The following is a 17,048-nucleotide window of genomic DNA, read 5'->3' on the forward strand; positions in this document are numbered from 1 at the left end:
GTTTCAATCCACGCTCCCGCACGGGGAGCGACGACCGCAAGAATGGAGTTGCAAAAGGTTGACATGAAGTTTCAATCCACGCTCCCGCACGGGGAGCGACGTTGGCACCCGCGTTGCTACAAAACGATCAACCCGTTTCAATCCACGCTCCCGCACGGGGAGCGACAAGACAATCTGGACCACGTAGAAACGCAGTACGATGTTTCAATCCACGCTCCCGCACGGGGAGCGACACATGTGTGACGCGCTGTGATGGATCAAAAGAGGGTTTCAATCCACGCTCCCGCACGGGGAGCGACTAGAGGGGGAGTTGAGCAGGAAAACCCCCAGTGGGTTTCAATCCACGCTCCCGCACGGGGAGCGACTCTATAGTGATAAAAAAGTCGGTAAAAAGTGAATGTTTCAATCCACGCTCCCGCACGGGGAGCGACCATACGTCTTTTGCTTCATTGTCCCAGCACTTCCAGTTTCAATCCACGCTCCCGCACGGGGAGCGACTGTGATGCTGTCCCTTGCATCGAGCAATGCTTCTGTTTCAATCCACGCTCCCGCACGGGGAGCGACCGAAAGGAAGCAGAAGCTGCCTTGCCTGATATCATGTTTCAATCCACGCTCCCGCACGGGGAGCGACCAAAACATATACCAAAACAAACAAGGCCACAGGCGTTTCAATCCACGCTCCCGCACGGGGAGCGACCATGCCACGCTGCTGCTTCAGGCAGGAGTCCATCCGTTTCAATCCACGCTCCCGCACGGGGAGCGACGTGCTGTGGATGGGTGCACTGAAATTCTCTGAGCTTGTTTCAATCCACGCTCCCGCACGGGGAGCGACGTACTGCCTACGCTGGTGCCGTAGTAGGCCATGAGTTTCAATCCACGCTCCCGCACGGGGAGCGACCCATGAGGCTCAATGCCGCCCGCTTTTTTACGGAGTTTCAATCCACGCTCCCGCACGGGGAGCGACACGTGGGTGAAATTGCTGCCAGCATAAAGCTGAGTGTTTCAATCCACGCTCCCGCACGGGGAGCGACAAGAAATTCCCGACACTCTAAAGCAGTATCAGAGTGTTTCAATCCACGCTCCCGCACGGGGAGCGACTTGACACCAGCCACAAATGAGAAAAAGAACTTCTGTTTCAATCCACGCTCCCGCACGGGGAGCGACGCCGGGCGGTATATCCCGGCACCAACCCAAAACCGTTTCAATCCACGCTCCCGCACGGGGAGCGACGTCCCAAATCAACCGCCTCCTGAATGTCGATATTGTTTCAATCCACGCTCCCGCACGGGGAGCGACGGCCCATGCAAACAGCCAAACCAGCAGCTTTTTTGTTTCAATCCACGCTCCCGCACGGGGAGCGACTTGCCATCGTCGAGATTTCTGCGTATGAGATACCCGTTTCAATCCACGCTCCCGCACGGGGAGCGACACATTCTCTTTTTGGTACCGTTCAATGCAACGCTTGTTTCAATCCACGCTCCCGCACGGGGAGCGACGGTAATCTAAAATGCCACGCTTGGAAGTGTGACGTTTCAATCCACGCTCCCGCACGGGGAGCGACGGGGGGATGCCATGATTGAGTATAAGCCCAACCAGTTTCAATCCACGCTCCCGCACGGGGAGCGACGAGGATTCAGTGAACAGGCAAGCAGGGAAAGGGTGGTTTCAATCCACGCTCCCGCACGGGGAGCGACTAAAGCAAGGCCTTGACCTTTTTCTTCTGGAACAGGTTTCAATCCACGCTCCCGCACGGGGAGCGACGTTTTATGATCCAGATGAAAATGTGGTCGGATTCAGTTTCAATCCACGCTCCCGCACGGGGAGCGACAAAGGACGATTATGACACACAGAAACCTTTGATTGTTTCAATCCACGCTCCCGCACGGGGAGCGACGCGGTTCACTTCTTTGATGTGGTCCGCTTCAATGTGTTTCAATCCACGCTCCCGCACGGGGAGCGACACCCTACATTGTCATCAGCCGGATCACCGGCACGTGGTTTCAATCCACGCTCCCGCACGGGGAGCGACGTCGAATACGGGACCGGCGTTTACGCCACGGAAGGTTTCAATCCACGCTCCCGCACGGGGAGCGACCACCGGCACTGCTGGAAAACAAAGCCAAAATTCAGTTTCAATCCACGCTCCCGCACGGGGAGCGACCACCGGCACTGCTGGAAAACAAAGCCAAAATTCAGTTTCAATCCACGCTCCCGCACGGGGAGCGACTTGGGGGCAGCATGACGGTAACTGAGGAGGAAATAGTTTCAATCCACGCTCCCGCACGGGGAGCGACCATGCCACGCTGCTGCTTCAGGCAGGAGTCCATCCGTTTCAATCCACGCTCCCGCACGGGGAGCGACTTCTAAAGGAGCGGTAAAATGAGAAAATTTATCAGTTTCAATCCACGCTCCCGCACGGGGAGCGACAGTCAACATCTGAGTTAATTATCGATGCTTTGGATGTTTCAATCCACGCTCCCGCACGGGGAGCGACTTGATTAAATGGTTCAATTCAGACATACTACAAACGTTTCAATCCACGCTCCCGCACGGGGAGCGACGTCGCGGCCACTGGATCAGGACCAGACCAACGGTGTTTTAATCCACGCTCCCGCACGGGGAGCGACTTGGCCGTGGCCCCCATCGCCCTGGTGATCATGGGTTTCAATCCACGCTCCCGCACGGGGAGCGACTGAGATCAGATATAGCTGAAGGACTTCCATACCTTGTTTCAATCCACGCTCCCGCACGGGGAGCGACGTGCCACGATGACTAACGAGGAACGACTGCAAAAGGTTTCAATCCACGTTCCCGCACGGGGAGCGACGCTACAGCGAACGCTCCTACTACTTCGCCATCATTGTTTCAATCCACGCTCCCGCACGGGGAGCGACAACATCAAGGTCCACGTTGATGGCAATGAGAATATGTTTCAATCCACGCTCCCGCACGGGGAGCGACGCGATAGCAATCAAGCATTCGCCGAAGTGCTTTGTGTTTCAATCCACGCTCCCGCACGGGGAGCGACCGGGATTGGTCAGATTGATGCAGGCATTGAACTGGTTTCAATCCACGCTCCCGCACGGGGAGCGACTGCCATCGAATGTGCCTTCCTCGGTGTCCATGTAGTTTCAATCCACGCTCCCGCACGGGGAGCGACCAAACATTCACGGGGTGGGCGGTGACGGGTGAAGGGTTTCAATCCACGCTCCCGCACGGGGAGCGACCCGGGATCAGCAGAACCGCATCCCGGCTGTCAAGGTTTCAATCCACGCTCCCGCACGGGGAGCGACAGAAAGGAGGATCACATGGATAAAATTGTTTCAGTTTCAATCCACGCTCCCGCACGGGGAGCGACGTATCGTCATGGAAAAGTGGGAAATGCCGTCGGAAGTTTCAATCCACGCTCCCGCACGGGGAGCGACCGAGCCGTATGCTGCCGGGCGGCTGCGGATCTATGTTTCAATCCACGCTCCCGCACGGGGAGCGACTTAACAAATTGGTTTTGTTGTTGCTCCCTTAAAGTTTCAATCCACGCTCCCGCACGGGGAGCGACTTAACAAATTGGTTTTGTTGTTGCTCCCTTAAAGTTTCAATCCACGCTCCCGCACGGGGAGCGACGCCGTAAAGCCAATAACACAACCCTTCCCAGCATGTTTCAATCCACGCTCCCGCACGGGGAGCGACGAATTCGATAGCTTTTTAGTCATTGCATGTGACCGTTTCAATCCACGCTCCCGCACGGGGAGCGACGCACCATTGATGAAGGGGACACCTCAGACATCCAGTTTCAATCCACGCTCCCGCACGGGGAGCGACGTGGAGGCACTTTTTGTCATCGTTGACAAGGAAAAGTTTCAATCCACGCTCCCGCACGGGGAGCGACGCAGAGAGCACGAAGCAGCACATCGACGGCATCGAGTTTCAATCCACGCTCCCGCACGGGGAGCGACAACAGCCAGTGGTTGGCGCTGGGGCTGTACTCAGGTTTCAATCCACGCTCCCGCACGGGGAGCGACCTGGTGGGGCATGACCAGTACATTCTCAAGTTTGAGTTTCAATCCACGCTCCCGCACGGGGAGCGACCCTGTCGTCCATTCAGGCCGCACCAAAGTCAACAGCGTTTCAATCCACGCTCCCGCACGGGGAGCGACGGTTTGACAGGAACGGTGAACCCGTCATGAAGATGTTTCAATCCACGCTCCCGCACGGGGAGCGACTTCTTCATCAACGATTCCCAGGCGTTTTTCCTTGTTTCAATCCACGCTCCCGCACGGGGAGCGACTGGTGGGGCATGACCAGTACATTCTCAAGTTTGATGTTTCAATCCACGCTCCCGCACGGGGAGCGACTTTACAGATGGCCGGGAAGTGATGACAGCCATCAGTTTCAATCCACGCTCCCGCACGGGGAGCGACGTATCGACTGATAGTATGGCAAACAGCATCAATCGTTTCAATCCACGCTCCCGCACGGGGAGCGACCTCATTAATTCTACACATAATTATAGCCGATTAAGTTTCAATCCACGCTCCCGCACGGGGAGCGACTTGAAGAACTTATCAATTCTCTCTCCACATATCCAGTTTCAATCCACGCTCCCGCACGGGGAGCGACCTAAAATGACGTATCAGGAATTGCAGAACATAAAGTTTCAATCCACGCTCCCGCACGGGGAGCGACTCAACATTGACGACCGCATCAGCAAGGCCCACCGGGTTTCAATCCACGCTCCCGCACGGGGAGCGACTCTCTGAACAGTGACCTGCCTTTATGCCCAAAAAGTTTCAATCCACGCTCCCGCACGGGGAGCGACACAAGGGCGGCAGGCCGTTGGCATTTAAGTCCGAAGTTTCAATCCACGCTCCCGCACGGGGAGCGACGTCGGCACCTTCAAAGAATATCTTTGAGCCGGTAGGTTTCAATCCACGCTCCCGCACGGGGAGCGACCGGTTCACTTCTTTAATGTGATCTGCTTCAATGTGTTTCAATCCACGCTCCCGCACGGGGAGCGACTTTCTTCCATGCGTTCACCGTTTGTTCTGACACGTGTTTCAATCCACGCTCCCGCACGGGGAGCGACCAGGGTGAAATTATTGACTTATCTATCGACGAAATGTTTCAATCCACGCTCCCGCACGGGGAGCGACTCGATGAGATATACGGCGTTAAATTACCCCTTGACGTTTCAATCCACGCTCCCGCACGGGGAGCGACTTTTGTTGTTTTTTCACTTCGTCTTTCTCTGTCAGTTTCAATCCACGCTCCCGCACGGGGAGCGACGCTCTGTAATACCCTTTATCGTCTATGTCTAAACGTTTCAATCCACGCTCCCGCACGGGGAGCGACGAGCGCCCGTTTTCTGCTTAAAACCACCGATCTGGAGTTTCAATCCACGCTCCCGCACGGGGAGCGACGTACGATCCGGAAGTAAGGCGAAACGCAGAAACAGGTTTCAATCCACGCTCCCGCACGGGGAGCGACATGCGCAAATAGTTGAGGACTACCGAAGCACCGAGTTTCAATCCACGCTCCCGCACGGGGAGCGACGGACAGAGAGGTTCTGCTGCAGAAGATTTTTAGAGTTTCAATCCACGCTCCCGCACGGGGAGCGACCGGAAGACCTGCTGCGAGATGAAAGCTTTATCGAGTTTCAATCCACGCTCCCGCACGGGGAGCGACGGTGGGGCATGACCAGTACATTCTCAAGTTTGATGTTTCAATCCACGCTCCCGCACGGGGAGCGACTAAGCGGTACTGGGTGGCGTCGTTGATGGATTTGGTTTCAATCCACGCTCCCGCACGGGGAGCGACGCCCCAGCGCCAACCACTGGCTGTTAGTTGTTAAGTTTCAATCCACGCTCCCGCACGGGGAGCGACTAGGGCAGACGCGCGAAACGTCTGCCCGTTGGTTGTTTCAATCCACGCTCCCGCACGGGGAGCGACTAATGCACCTAGAGCACGAAACCGGGTGGATATGGGTTTCAATCCACGCTCCCGCACGGGGAGCGACTCAGGGGGACCCGGGGCCCAAAGGCGACACGGGAGTTTCAATCCACGCTCCCGCACGGGGAGCGACAAACGGATCGGAAACCGATTCAAGTTCATCATCGAGTTTCAATCCACGCTCCCGCACGGGGAGCGACGTACTGGATTCTGATTCAAGCCGTTCTCATCCTGAGTTTCAATCCACGCTCCCGCACGGGGAGCGACGAAATATCGACTATATTCAATTCGCGTGATTGGTCGTTTCAATCCACGCTCCCGCACGGGGAGCGACCCACCGTTTAAGATAGATTTTACAATCACGTACTGTTTCAATCCACGCTCCCGCACGGGGAGCGACTGAAATAGTCGCCCCCTCCACCGCTTGTGCCTCCTGTTTCAATCCACGCTCCCGCACGGGGAGCGACGCAACGGCTGACTCACTCAGTCGCACAAGCGGAGGGTTTCAATCCACGCTCCCGCACGGGGAGCGACGCGGATACCACCGAGAAAAGAGAGCCAATCTCCACGTTTCAATCCACGCTCCCGCACGGGGAGCGACGATAGCGGCTTTCATCGAGTCACCTCCAATCAAAGTTTCAATCCACGCTCCCGCACGGGGAGCGACCTCATTTTTTTATGCACAAGATCAAAAAGATTTCGTGTTTCAATCCACGCTCCCGCACGGGGAGCGACCACTCTCTCAGATAACCCCACCATCACGGTGGAGGTTTCAATCCACGCTCCCGCACGGGGAGCGACTTCAAATAAAAGTGATCAATGATTTCTACGATGATGTTTCAATCCACGCTCCCGCACGGGGAGCGACCTGCTGGTACGATGGCATGAATCACCCGCCATGCTGGTTTCAATCCACGCTCCCGCACGGGGAGCGACCCTAAAGACTGCCACCGGGCACGACTGGGAGAAAGTTTCAATCCACGCTCCCGCACGGGGAGCGACCGCACCTGACCCAGGTACTGGCAAGACGGCCAAACGTTTCAATCCACGCTCCCGCACGGGGAGCGACAGGCTCATAATACTGATTAACAACAAGCTCCATAGTTTCAATCCACGCTCCCGCACGGGGAGCGACGGAAATGGCTTTAGATAATCGATTGCAAAGGGTAGTTTCAATCCACGCTCCCGCACGGGGAGCGACGGCACAAAGAGAGCTGGACCACCACATCATGACAGTTTCAATCCACGCTCCCGCACGGGGAGCGACGTGATCCTCCTTTTTATTGGTCTGCGATTTGCAGGTTTCAATCCACGCTCCCGCACGGGGAGCGACCCAGCGGGAAAAGCACCTACGTAAAGGAAAAAATGTTTCAATCCACGCTCCCGCACGGGGAGCGACGCCAACGGATACGAGCGCAGTTCCCAGTCCATATGTTTCAATCCACGCTCCCGCACGGGGAGCGACCTGGACGTACCAGATGAAAAAGGCCACCAGGCTTGTTTCAATCCACGCTCCCGCACGGGGAGCGACGCAAAGGTTATCCATGTGTTAGGTGCGATATGGGTTTCAATCCACGCTCCCGCACGGGGAGCGACCTGGCCGTTTATGACGATGTTGCCCACCGCCAGAAGTTTCAATCCACGCTCCCGCACGGGGAGCGACGCACCGCCCGCGCCACCAATGGCCACGAATCCCTGTTTCAATCCACGCTCCCGCACGGGGAGCGACCGCCGGGCGGCGCAGGTATGTCAGGCAATATTTGAGTTTCAATCCACGCTCCCGCACGGGGAGCGACAGTGTTGAGCATGGTATAAGATGGTTACAGGGCCAGTTTCAATCCACGCTCCCGCACGGGGAGCGACGATAGGCCGGGAGCTGGTCACCGCCGACAGTGCTGTTTCAATCCACGCTCCCGCACGGGGAGCGACGCCGAGTACATGAAAGCACAAACCGGGGTACAGTCTGTTTCAATCCACGCTCCCGCACGGGGAGCGACAACTAGCGCGATTTTACCAAAGGGACACTGGCGAGTTTCAATCCACGCTCCCGCACGGGGAGCGACAAACGCAAATATTGAGGATTTAGATGCAACAGTCGTTTCAATCCACGCTCCCGCACGGGGAGCGACAAGGGGCGTGCATGGAATACGAGTACGCCTGTCGAGTTTCAATCCACGCTCCCGCACGGGGAGCGACCTACCATCAATTTTGTACCAGCGTCAAAGGTTGTGTTTCAATCCACGCTCCCGCACGGGGAGCGACCCGGGGCCGATGTGTATGAGATTGTCATGGACGACGTTTCAATCCACGCTCCCGCACGGGGAGCGACGCTCACTATGTGTGGTAAGATAGTGTCAAAGACTGTTTCAATCCACGCTCCCGCACGGGGAGCGACAAAAACACAAAACTTTATTTCGCACGAAGGGCAAGTTTCAATCCACGCTCCCGCACGGGGAGCGACATACCCACCCATGTAGGCGTGTTCATATCCTATTGTTTCAATCCACGCTCCCGCACGGGGAGCGACGTATATTTTACAGAGGAGGCCAACCAATGAAAAAGTTTCAATCCACGCTCCCGCACGGGGAGCGACGCAAACTGTCCATCAATACCCCTGGCGGCATTGTCGTTTCAATCCACGCTCCCGCACGGGGAGCGACGAAAAAGTGAAGCGGGAAGGGGCAAAACATCATGTTTCAATCCACGCTCCCGCACGGGGAGCGACAATCAATTCAGCCCAAGTCAGACCTATGGGTGTTTGTTTCAATCCACGCTCCCGCACGGGGAGCGACAGTATTTCTATCTAGTTAAGCATTTTCAATGGTTCTACAACTACTTTCCGCGAACTGTTTTCTTTCTGTGTTGAAACGCTCTTTAATGATAGTTAATTTTCGCTGTCATGTGGCATTTCCAGCTTGTGCGAACAAACCGGTAATTACATGGGCGCTTCAGGTTCGCAACGTCAAAAAATCATGGTACCTTCTGGATCATAAGCTTCTTTGGCACCAACATGTTCCACCCTGTTTTTCCAGTTTTTACCCAAAAAGTAGTAACGCAGACTGTCTTTTTCAGGGTCAATTTCATTTTCCAACATGTCTTTAAACTTTGCAAATTCTGTTGGATCCAGAAGGCATTCGAAAACAGAATTCTGGACCCGTTGGCCATAGTTAACGCACGTTTTCGCCACCATCCTCAGCCGCTTTCTGCCTGCTGCATCTTCTGTGTTAACATCATAGGTCACTAATACCATCATGACTGATCATCCTAACTCATCCGATAGGGTGGATAGAGGTCTAAATCTCCTCTGATGCAACGAGCCATTAAAAGTGCCTGGCAGTAGGGCAATAGCCCAATTTCAACTTTTTCCTGCATATATGGATGGTGCACCTGTTGTTGCTTTCTTTTTTGCCAGGCATCAATCACTGTTTTTCGGGAATCCTCTTTCAGGAGAAAAGCACCTGTTTCTTTTTCAATAAAATCCTTCGGGGATACCAGCCTGTTGTTGATCAGAGACAGTGCCAGCCGATCGGCCATGTAAGGCCTCAGCTCTTCCATGATGTCCAGGGCCAGGCTGGCTCTGCCTGGGCGCAGACGATGCAGAAATCCAACTTGCGAGTCTAAACCGACGGTTTCAAGGGCAGACGCACAGTCATGTGTCAACATGCTGTAGAGGAATGATAATAGGGCGTTGACTCTGTCCATGGGTGGCCGCCGACTTCTGCCTTCAAAAGAAAAGTCCTGCTTCTGTTGAAGGATCAGATGACGAAAAACACTAAAGTACTGTCGCGCCCCGTCACCCTCTATTCCCCGAAGCTCGTCCAACGATGTTGCGTTGAGAACTTTTGGCATCAATAGTTTTAGGTGGTTGGCAGTTGATTCCACTGAGGGTACGCCTGGATCTGATTTGTAATCACGGGTAAACCGATTCAGAACAGCTCTTGCATTGGTCAATTTCCCAACAATCACGCTTTTGCTGATCGCCACACTGTCGTCTTCACTGTCGTGCATCTCGTATTGTCTTTTTCGCAACAGGACGTTTCCCTTACCAGCAGGAGTCACCCGGGCCAACAGCCGGGCATTAGTGGTGTGAAAGGCCAGCGACACACCTCTTTCGGCACACAGATTCATGAGCGCCGGACTGGCCCCGGTATAACCCATGGTCACAATGCTTTCAAGATTATGGATGGGAACCCGGAACCGGATCTCATCATCCACTCGAATGACGACATTTTCCCCCTCTTTGCCAAGATGGGCATCAGAGGAAGTCACATAAAGGGTGTTTAGCAATTTTCGCATCTTCTCACCTGCCTTTTGTCCCCTTAATCCATCTTTGCGTCTTTAATCCATCAGTGTTTGGAGGTATTTCGCCACCGACTGACGTTTCGCCAGCTTCGGCATGCAATGTTGATACAGGCTGCAGTTGTCGCAGGCTTTTTTGTACTCGGGAGCAGGCAACCGTCCTTTTTCAAAGCAATCATACATGGCATTGGCGGTTTCAATGGTTTTTTGTCTAAGAAGTGAACTTAACGTCACCATTTCCCGTCGTCTTGTTTTTCCATAAAAGAGATGCCCTTCTGCTACCGGTATGTTAAATGTTTCTTCCAGGCACATTCCCTGCGCACACAACTGAAGTCGGTCCCAGTCGTTGATCTTTTTCTGTCCATGTTTGTATTCCACGGGCAATGGTTGCCATAAACCGGTTTTTCCTTTCAGCACGACCCCCTTCTCACCCCTATGGTACTCCACCACATCTGCCGTGCCATAAAGCTTTAGTCTGTCTGATCGAACAGGAACCGCCCGGGAGACGTAGATATGCTGTCTGGTTTCCTGATAAGAAGGATCATCGGCCTTTTGGTGCAGTTTTTGACCACTGTAAGTCAGTACATTATCTTGCCAGACATTTTCCAGGTGAATCAGCGCCCACTGCCGGGGACAAAAGGCGAAGTGCTGAATACCGCTGAGCATCAGGTATTCTTCTTGTGTGACATGACCCATGGACTCAATTCCCGTCAAGTATTTCCGGTACGAGGCCTTCCATTGGTTCTACCTGAATGACATAGTCGTCAATGTCTTTTGGTTCGGTAATGCCTTCTTTCAACGACACCTTCAGCGTGCGGTGCACTTTGGCGGAAGAATATTGACCGGTGGGGTTACCGTGCTCCCACCAAATCAGCTTATAGAGCTCCATGCTGCCCTCTGGTCTGGCCGAAGATGCATCGTTGTCAAAAAGATGGATCAACGCCTCTTTCATCAGCAGTGCATCTTCCTGAGAAAAACCTGTTCTGGTGGCCAGCTGGGGATTAATGCTGCCATAGAAAACATACGCCCCATGGTCGACGCGGTGTTTCATACCCATGGTGTCAGATCCTCTTTTGCTTCCATCCCCTTCACTGCTGACACTCTTGGTAATCTGAACCGTGGATGCGTTGACAGGCAGCACACTAAAGGCCGGATGAATGGAGACAGGGCCTCTGATCCCTTCTGATACGCCTTTGGCTTCAGACCCTTTAAAAGCAAAGAGCTGGCCAAAAGCACGGACATCATACCACTTTTCGCAGGAAAGTTTTCTCAGCAGCGCTTTGTCTTTAAACGCTTCTTTCGGCAGTTCACCGGTAGCCCTGCTGTAAAGACTGGGATACTCGTCGAATTTATAGTCGTCGGACTGGACAAAAATCCCCTGGCCCTTCTCCAATAACCGGTTTCTGATCTTGCGTTTCAGGCAAACATCCGAAATTTCTCCCAGGCCATCATAGGTCACCCGGGGTCGATTGCCGTTCAATGGGTCTCCGTTGGGATTTGCGTTTTTCACCATGATCACTGCTGCAAAGTCGATTTTGTTTTGAATCACTGCCATTCTTATTCTCCCCCTTCAGTTCCTTCAATTGGTTGATCCTGTGATTGACCCTGTGGTTCATCCTGCTGTTGCTGTTCTTCTGTATTTTTCCAGAGTGCCCGCTTTTGGCAGTGATAACCAAGTAAAAACTCACCCGTCAATTTTTTATCTGAAATAAAGTCATCTGCATCAAACAACGCCATCACTTCTGTCATGCGGTTGATGAGTCCCTTTCCCTTTGCCCCAAGGCGGGCTTTATAGGGATGCAGCGACAGCTCAATGCTGCGCCAGGTTGAAAACGGCCTTTCGGAGAAGCGCTGCATGAGTCTCAAGGCATTGGTTTGTCGCTGTTCGCCGCCTTCTTTCAACGCCCACTCTTCCAGATTGTCTGCCAGTGCCAGTAATCTGCCATAAAGGTAATCCCTTGTCTTCCTGTTTTCTTCCAGTGCCAATGCATATCCCTCCCTTTCACAATGTTTGCGATACATGGCGCAGGCAATGGTCAGTGTCTTCTCCCATTCCCATCTTTCCATCCCCAGGGGGCTGCTTGCCCGGCGCAGGGTTGTTTCCACCAAATCAAGGGGCAGGGGCACTCCATCCAACTGACATCTGAGTACCCGCTCCACCGTCTTATTCTGCAGGGTTTCATCCAGCCTTCTCCCATAGGCGGCTTCAGCTATGTCAAACGGGCTGGGCGCTGACACATACCGCTTGGGTGCACTCTCTTTTACCTCTTTGGACCATTTGGGGTTTCGATACGTATGTACCCAGGCCGCCGTCCGATGCCAGTTTTCAATGCGCTGGATAAAATCTTCCGGCACCAGTTCCCGATACAATCGAATGGACAACCGGCCCGTGGTGGCGGCATCCAGCATGATGATCATGACCTCTTTGGTATGCGCCAGCCTTTTCCGGTACCCATAGAGACACTGTTTCAGTGCTTCGAAAAATTCCTCGGCCGTATACGCCGTGCGCTGTCCACCGTCGTCACTTACATCTCCTCTTGATGAAAGGCCAAAATAATCAGCCATGGGATCGGGAACCACCTCCCCTTTTTGTGCCCAAGTGACCAGCGCAAGGCTTCCATTACGTACACCCTGCCTTTCAATGAGCCACCGCAGGGCATTGTGTGCTTTTTGGGTGACTTCAAAAGAGACCCCTGCTGTTTGATCCCCGTCATGAAACCTTCCCCGAAAAGTATAACCACTGTTATCATTGGCCGATATCAGCTTCGCCTTGTCTCCCTGATTGCGGAGTTTGGCAGGATGGCTCGACGCCAGTTCACTGTCCTGGCCTGTCACGTAGCAGAGTCCTTTAAAGGATTGCATGGATATATAGTAGCTGATCCAGGCATCATAGAGAGTGATGTCTGTCCACACTTCCCGCTGGGGGTTGCCTGGAATTTCAACAGCCCAACGTACAAAAGCATCGCTTTGGACTGCTGTCGGACTTAACACACGAAAAATTTCCGGCATGTTGTCCTTGTCATCTTTGGGCCACTCTACCAGCAGCTGGCCACCTTCATCTGTCCAGAGGCATTGACTGCTAATGAGGTCTGACACCAGCGTCCTTTTTTTGACATAGTGGTAAATGGCTGCCACTTTTTTATGTGTTGCCGGTGATTCGACCCATTGTTTCAGATCCTGACAGTAGCGTTCATAGGGCTCGCCGGGATTTTTCTTAAAGCCAGAGGTCACTGTTCCCCCATGAAGGTTAAAGTCGCCGGCCACGTACTGCAATTTGTCGCACAAAGGGTGGTTGACGGGTTTGACGCCTGCCCGGGAACTTGAACTCTCGGTGCAGGGTATGATGGTCTGGCTGTCTGCTGCCGGGATAATGGAAGCCCTTAGGTAATTGCCTTCACCATCAATCACGACGGTGATCTGTGCTTTTTGAGTGGTGTGGCAAATTGGCAGGAGCACCGGTGCGTCTTCACCCTTAATGACCCCCGCCAGTTGTTTGTTTTCTTCATAAGTTTCGTATAGCTTTTGAATCCAACTCATCGCGACTCCTCCTGCCATACATCTGCCAAAGACAGGTCGTCTTCCAGTGGGATCGCCTGGATGCTTTCAAGCGTCATGGGCCGAACATTTTTTCGAATATCGCAGGCATCCGGAGTGATGAAATCCACAATACCCTGCTTCATGTGTGGTGTCCAGAAGCGTGAAACCAGGATTTCCTGACCCGTTTCACTTGGGTAATCGAAGCCATGGAACATAAGCCCGAAGCTTAGCTGATCGTATTGATCATAAAACCCTTCGCCGTCCCCAAAAGTGCAGGGCTCCACATAGGCCTGGCATTCCCGGGTACCCAGAAAAACATCCCGCCTCCCACCTCTTTCAATCATGCGACGGGCCATAAAGTAATGTTTATTCTCATTTCTGTCATGGCTTAGGTCTGGCCTGTTTTCATTCCACACGAAATGAGCCTCCACCTGATACGCCACGTCACGCAAATAAGTATAGATGGATAAATCATTGCCGCCACTGTACTTCAATGGCTTCACATTTTTACTTTCCGTCCGTATGGCTTTTATCACCCGCACCCGGTCAATCACCCAGACAATGGTGGGTTTCCAGTAGATGGATTCCAGAATGCCCTTCAGCGCCTGGTAGGTGGGTATTTGGTACGATGATTTTTCGCCGCCCACGCGTGTTAGTGGGTCAGAAAAAAGGGCGTACCTGCCGTAAACGGTGAACGCAACTGTGTTTGCATTTTGCATTTTCTCCCCCCTTTGGATTGGTTCCTCATCAGAATGTCATGGTATCCATGGTTTGAAGCGCACCTTGCAGCTGAAGTCCTTTCTCTCGAGAATAGTGCCGGCCATTGAGGTAATAGATGCCTGATCCCTGGGTTGTTTCATGAAGGGCCCCTTCGGCCACAAGACGATTGAGCTCATGGGCATAACAATTCACGGCGTATTGCTGTGACAGCTTCAGAAGTTCTCCAGGACTGTCCCAGGGGCTTAATCCACATAGCGACTTGATGATTCTCTCCCCCTCCTCTCCATAGGGCACGATGACACCCTGTGTGCTTTTATCAATGGCCTGAAAAGCCTTAGCCGCCGTCTGGAAAGACTGGCGCAGCAACATGTCAGGACTCTGTCCATTGATGCGTTGATAGGCACCAACGGCCTGGGGGTTCTCTGCCAGCAAATCAAACAGGCAGCTGTCATTCCCTACTCCTGCGGAGCGGGGAAGGGGGTAACTCATTTCACTTTGACGCTGATAAAAATAGTACTCATAATACCGGTTCATGGCCTTTGCACTCAGCAGATCCTCATCGAAATCACCCGGGTTGTTATGATATTCATTCAGCAGACGCAACGTCACTTCTTTTCCCTCGCGTATATCTGTCAGTCTGCTGAGGTTTTCGTTTTGAAGTTGGAAAAGGAACAATTGACCCTGGGAAATTTTCCCATGGCGATTGCACCGCCCCGCCGCCTGCTGAATGGAATCAAGACCGGCGAGAGCTCTGAAAACGGTGGTGAAATCAATGTCTACGCCAGCCTCTATCAGCTGTGTGCTGATACAGATCACCGGTTTTTTCTCATTTAGGCATTGATTGACATCCTCCAGAATCTGCCGGCGGTGGGCAGGGCACATATGGGTACTCAGATGAAAGACTTTTGTTTCGCTTCCTGTTTCATTTCGAATATCGTCCACAGCATCGTACACCAAGGCGGCATCTTTCTTGGTATTGAAAATCGCCAGTACTGAAGCGGTTGTTTCTGCAGCAGTCATAATTTTTCCTGCCAGAACCTCGTGTGTCCAGTAATTCCCATGGGTTTCGTCATTCACCTTTACCCGTTTGAACTGTTGAAAGAGGGCTTTCACATCGGGGGTGATTTCAGAAATGGCCTTGGAAGAAAGCGCTCTTGAAGCAGGTTGCACCGCTTCCAGCAGCGGCTGGGTGGCTGTGCACAAAACAACCGTGCTGTGACACGCCTTTACCAGAAATCGAATGGCCAGGTTGACCATATGGGTGCATCGAACAGGCAGTGACTGAATTTCATCGAAAATGATCACCGCTCTGGTCATTTGATGGAGACGTCGAACCGGGCCGGTGCCTGATCCAAAAAAAGATTCAAGAAATTGGACCATGGTGGTGAGCACCACGGGAGCATCCCAGTTCTGTGTCCAGAAATGATCGTTATCAGGCACTTCCCGGCGGGGATCAAGGTTGGAATGATGCTCCATGACAATGGCCGGCTCTCCCGCCTCTGTTTCCAGTATGTTTCTGATGGTGCGGGCATTCTGATCGATGATGGCTGTATAGGGCACCACGTAGATGATGCGATCCATCTGATGCTGCTGCGCATGGTGAAGCGCAAACCGAAGGCTTGCCAATGTTTTGCCTCCCCCAGTGGGGACCGTCAGGCGAAAAACGCCTGGCTCCTGGGTTGCCATTTCCCGGCATCGTTCTGAGACTTGCTGCCGATATCTGTCGATGTCGTTGGTGACTGTAAATTGACTTAGCGTTGCTTCAAGCCGTTGCGTCAAGGTTATCCATGATATGTACTGCCCATCTGGCCGCTGCAACGCCACCGTGGGATTTTGATGGTCGATGGTATCCACCCGGTCGGCATCCAGCAGGGTTGAAAAGAGCATGCGTGTCAGTAGGCCCAATTTAAAAGCTCTCGTGACCCGGTCATCTTCTGCTTCCATCACTTTATTGATCACGAGGTGAAGGGACTGTTCCAATGCTGGATCAGCTGCCTTCAGATACATTTTTTCTTTGAAATCATCAGGCAAATTGGTCATCACTTCGTCATAATGTGTTCGCAATTTGTCTTTATCCATGCGCTCCAGAAATCGATTCTCCCCATCTGGCGCAAGGCAGTCGATGAGTTCCGAGTGATGTGAAGCTGTGATCAGCGGCAGCAACTGTCGGGAGAGTACATTGCCTGGCATTGCTTTCAAATGCTGATATAACCACTGGGCTCCTGCCGTTGAGTGGTCAATACTTCCTCTGCCCATGCGTTGCTGCGTGCCGGAAGTTGTGGGCAATCCTTCGGCCGACCGGATATAATCATTAAAGGCCTGGCTTGCCTTTCCCAGATCATGGACGAGACCACACAGGGAAGCGGGTTCCTGGAGACTGATTTTTGACGCATTGGCGGCGGCGCGGTCACTCACATTTGCCAGGTGAGACCACACATCCTGAATGGTGCCGTCTTCTCTGCGGTAATGGGCCACAAATTGATTTGTCTGTTCTTTATCATGAATTTGTTTGGACATGAAACCCCTCCCATGTTCCCACTGCCCCT

General features: G+C 53.2%; 7 protein-coding genes and 1 CRISPR repeat array (1 of these 8 cut by a window edge). All 7 genes read right to left on the minus strand.

The window, feature by feature from the left end; translation table 11 throughout:
• A CRISPR array of direct repeats spans positions 1-8,738; the repeat unit is 32 nt; unit sequence GTTTCAATCCACGCTCCCGCACGGGGAGCGAC (it extends 1,523 nt beyond the left edge of the window).
• A 170-nt stretch (positions 8,739-8,908) separates the two neighbouring features.
• Genes cas2 through cas3 form a run of 7 tightly spaced genes read right to left on the minus strand, consistent with a single transcriptional unit; the run spans position 8,909 to position 17,019 of the window.
• Positions 8,909-9,199 (minus strand): CRISPR-associated endonuclease Cas2, encoded by a 291-nt coding sequence (gene cas2, locus AAIG11_RS10755; protein WP_343186255.1) that lies wholly within the window; start codon positions 9,197-9,199, stop codon positions 8,909-8,911.
• Between the two features lie 11 nt (positions 9,200-9,210).
• Positions 9,211-10,242 (minus strand): type I-C CRISPR-associated endonuclease Cas1c, encoded by a 1,032-nt coding sequence (cas1c, locus tag AAIG11_RS10760; RefSeq protein WP_283410056.1) that lies wholly within the window; start codon positions 10,240-10,242, stop codon positions 9,211-9,213.
• Between the two features lie 42 nt (positions 10,243-10,284).
• Positions 10,285-10,941 (minus strand): CRISPR-associated protein Cas4, encoded by a 657-nt coding sequence (gene cas4, locus AAIG11_RS10765; protein WP_343186256.1) that lies wholly within the window; start codon positions 10,939-10,941, stop codon positions 10,285-10,287.
• Positions 10,942-10,945: 4 nt separating this feature from the next.
• On the minus strand, positions 10,946-11,800 hold the full coding sequence (cas7c, locus tag AAIG11_RS10770; RefSeq protein WP_283410058.1) for a type I-C CRISPR-associated protein Cas7/Csd2: 855 nt from the start codon (positions 11,798-11,800) through the stop codon (positions 10,946-10,948).
• Between the two features lie 2 nt (positions 11,801-11,802).
• Entirely contained in the window at positions 11,803-13,782 is a 1,980-nt protein-coding gene (gene cas8c, locus AAIG11_RS10775) for a type I-C CRISPR-associated protein Cas8c/Csd1 (RefSeq protein ID WP_343186257.1), read from the minus strand.
• Positions 13,779-14,501 carry a type I-C CRISPR-associated protein Cas5c gene (gene cas5c, locus AAIG11_RS10780; RefSeq protein ID WP_343186258.1) on the minus strand — a complete coding sequence of 241 codons (723 nt, stop codon included), beginning with the start codon at positions 14,499-14,501 and terminating at the stop codon, positions 13,779-13,781. Before cas5c ends, cas8c begins: the two co-directional genes overlap by 4 nt.
• Positions 14,502-14,529: 28 nt before the next feature.
• Complete coding sequence (cas3, locus tag AAIG11_RS10785) at positions 14,530-17,019, minus strand: CRISPR-associated helicase Cas3' (protein WP_343186259.1); 2,490 nt, start codon at positions 17,017-17,019, stop codon at positions 14,530-14,532.
• Between the last annotated feature and the right edge of the window lie 29 nt (positions 17,020-17,048).

This window comes from Anoxynatronum sibiricum (genome assembly GCF_039414295.1).
In the GTDB taxonomy this organism is placed as follows: domain Bacteria; phylum Bacillota; class Clostridia; order Peptostreptococcales; family Tindalliaceae; genus Anoxynatronum; species Anoxynatronum sibiricum.

Coding starts and splice junctions, on each gene's coding strand:
- cas4 (WP_343186256.1), bottom strand. CDS start 10,941: ATGGGTCATGTCACACAAGAAGAATACCTGATGCTCAGCGGTATTCAG.
- cas5c (WP_343186258.1), bottom strand. CDS start 14,501: ATGCAAAATGCAAACACAGTTGCGTTCACCGTTTACGGCAGGTACGCC.
- cas7c (WP_283410058.1), bottom strand. CDS start 11,800: ATGGCAGTGATTCAAAACAAAATCGACTTTGCAGCAGTGATCATGGTG.
- cas2 (WP_343186255.1), bottom strand. CDS start 9,199: ATGATGGTATTAGTGACCTATGATGTTAACACAGAAGATGCAGCAGGC.
- cas1c (WP_283410056.1), bottom strand. CDS start 10,242: ATGCGAAAATTGCTAAACACCCTTTATGTGACTTCCTCTGATGCCCAT.
- cas3 (WP_343186259.1), bottom strand. CDS start 17,019: ATGTCCAAACAAATTCATGATAAAGAACAGACAAATCAATTTGTGGCC.
- cas8c (WP_343186257.1), bottom strand. CDS start 13,782: ATGAGTTGGATTCAAAAGCTATACGAAACTTATGAAGAAAACAAACAA.